The organism is Bradyrhizobium sp. 23, from assembly GCF_023073295.1.
Lineage (GTDB): Bacteria > Pseudomonadota > Alphaproteobacteria > Rhizobiales > Xanthobacteraceae > Bradyrhizobium > Bradyrhizobium canariense_D.
On sequence record NZ_JADPJF010000010.1, the window covers coordinates 33,547 to 36,126 of the forward strand.

The 2,580-nt window shown below is 67.2% G+C and carries 2 protein-coding genes; both read right to left on the minus strand.

What is annotated here, in order from left to right; genetic code table 11:
• Positions 1 to 2: 2 nt before the first annotated feature.
• Complete coding sequence (locus tag IVB32_RS01450) at positions 3 to 1,166, minus strand: DUF4175 family protein (protein WP_085350740.1); 1,164 nt, start codon at positions 1,164 to 1,166, stop codon at positions 3 to 5.
• Positions 1,154 to 2,580: TIGR02302 family protein (locus IVB32_RS01455; protein WP_247409620.1), on the minus strand; the 1,427-nt coding region annotated here is incomplete at its 5' end. The genes IVB32_RS01450 and IVB32_RS01455, both read right to left, overlap by 13 nt.

Genomic DNA, 2,580 nt, shown 5'->3' on the forward strand with positions numbered 1-2,580 from the left:
ACTCAAAAATCCTTCAGCAGCCGCTCGATGTAATCGAGCTCGATCTGCGGGCGCGAGCTGTCCCCCAAGCGGCGGCGGAGCTCCTCGAGGATGCGGCGGACGCGCTGGGCGTCGATCTCGCCGGGGATCTTGACCGTGTAGTCGTCGCTCAGATCGCGGCCGTGAAGTGGGCGACCGAGCGGATCGGTCTGATTGCCGCCGCTCTGCTGACGACCGGGCCGGTTGCCGGGGCCATCGCCCTGCCCGTCGCCATCGCCCTGCTGCATCGCCTCGGCCATCTTCTGCGCGCCCTTGCGCAAGGCCTCGAGAGCTTTCCCCTGCGAGTCCACGGCACCATCCGAATTGCCTTCGCCGAGCTGCGAGCCGGCATCGCCCATGGCCCCGTCGGCGGCGTCCAGACTGCCGTCGTCATCGCCCTGGTCACCGTCCTGATCGCCATCCTGGCCCGGCTGTCCCTGCTCGCCCTGCTGACCCTTTTGCCCCTTCTGGCCCTGGCTCTTCTGGCCCTTTTGCCCCTTCTGCGTGAGGCCGCGCTTGGCGAGCTCGTCCTGCAGCTTCTTCAGGCGGTCGCGCAGCGACTGCTGATCCTGCTGGAGATCCGACATCGACTGGTCGCCCTGCTGCTTGCCGCGCGAGCGCTCACGCCGGGAATCCTGCCCCTGCTTGAAAGTCTTGTCGCGCAATTGCTGCTGCTTGCGGATCATGTCGCTGAGCTCGTTGAGCGCCTGCTCCATGTCGCTGTCGCCGGATTGCCCGGGCTGCGCCATCTGGAGGTTTTCCATGATCTGCGCGAGCTGCTCGAGCAGGCGCTGGGCCGCCTCGCGATTGCCTTCCTTCGCGGCCTTCTCGATCTGCTTCAACAGCTCGTCGAGATCGCGCTGCGTGATGACGGAACGATCGCGATTGGAGGATTGGCTCTTTTCCGTCGCGCGCTTGTAGTCCTCGAGCTTCTGAATCGCATCGGATTGATTGTTCAGGCTCCGTCCGGACTCCTTTTGCCTGAGGCTGTCGCCGGACTCCTGCATCGCCTTTTCCGCGCTATCGAGCAGCGCATCGGGATCCTGGTCCTGCTGGGCCGAGACGGCAGCGGGGAAGCCTCCCAGGAGGAGGGCAAGACAGGCGATCGAGATCGCCTTCACGACTGGCACGCGCGCTAGCTTCCGCATTTCCGGTCCCGCGTAAACTGATTGGCGCCGTCCTCGCCCCCCTTCGCCCGGCTGTTCGCCGACTTCCGATAGGCCTGCAGCTGCTGGCGCAAGACGTCCTGCTGCTGCGCCAGCTCTTCGAGCTGCTCGGGCTTGGCATGCTGGGTCTTCTGTCGCAGCTCGACCGCCTTGTCGAGGATGAGCTGAACCTCTGCCGGGAAAGGCTGCCGGGGTCCAAGCGGATTCTGCTCGGCGCGCCGGGCGAGATCGCGCACCTTGCCGGCCATCGCCTCGCGAAGCTTTTGCGTCAGCGCTTTGATCTCGTCCTCGCTGGCGCCGCGTTCCAGCGCCCGCTTGAGCGCGTCCTGAGCCGAGCGCAGCGCGGCGTTGACGCTGCCGGCGACACCGTCGTCCTCGATGGTGACCGCGAACGCCCACATGCTTCCCACTACATCGCGCAGCGCGTCGTCGGTGCGGGCGGCTTCCAGCTGCAGCGCCAGACTGCGCAGGCCGAGATAGCAGCCCGCATCCGGCGTGAACAATTCGGGTGCGATCATCAGCGCGTCGAGGGCGGCGTAGACATCCGAATTCTTGTTGGCGTCGAGCGCCAGGATGCGGCGCTGCTCGACCAGCGCGCGCGCGAGCAAGTTGGTGAACAGCCGCTCGGGCAGGCGCATGTTGAAGGGCTCGCTCTTGGCCTCGTTGCCGGCCTCGTCCTTGGCGGTGAGGGTCAGCGTGACATCGGCACCGGCATAGGGATCCTCGCTGAGGTCCTTCACCGTCTGACCGACGCCGTTGCGGGTGCGCGCATTCGGCAGCACGAGCGGGAATTGCGGCGGCTGGAATAGCGGCCGCGCGGCGGCCTTGGTGTCGGCCTCCTTGCTGCCATCCTTGACACCATCTTTGGTATCGGCGGCACGCAGGCCGATTTGCGCATCGGCGCCGGTGACGCCGTAATCGTCCTCGATCTTGTAGGTGAGCTGGAGTCCGCCACGGGCCTGGCGCTCGGGATCCTTGGCCAGCGCGATCGTCGGCGCGCGGTCCGGCGTTGCCGCAAACGCCCATTGCGGCTGGCCGGAGGGCGCGCGGACATGCGCGGTGCCGTCGCCGCTGATGGCAAAATGCTTCTCGTTGGTGCCCTTGGGCGCGGCTTCGGTGGGCGCTACTTCCTTGAGGCCGCCGGAGACGACAACATCAAGGCTGCCGCCGGAGGAGCGAACGATCAGGGTCGAGCCGGCGGGAACGGCAAGCGGACCGCTGGCCGGCAGCGCGGCGGCCTCCTTGTTCGCGGCCGACAGAATGACCGGCGGCTTGCCGGTGTAGAGCGGCGGCGTGACCCAGGCATCGACGCGAACATTCGTCGGGGCCAGCACGCCGTTCCAGTGGAAGGCGGCCCCGAGCCGCATCGCACGCTCGTCGCCGGCAGCGAAGAAGG

Bases quoted from the DNA above. Each gene is read 5' to 3' on its own strand.
- IVB32_RS01450 (WP_085350740.1), bottom strand. From the start codon at position 1,166: ATGCGGAAGCTAGCGCGCGTGCCAGTCGTGAAGGCGATCTCGATCGCC.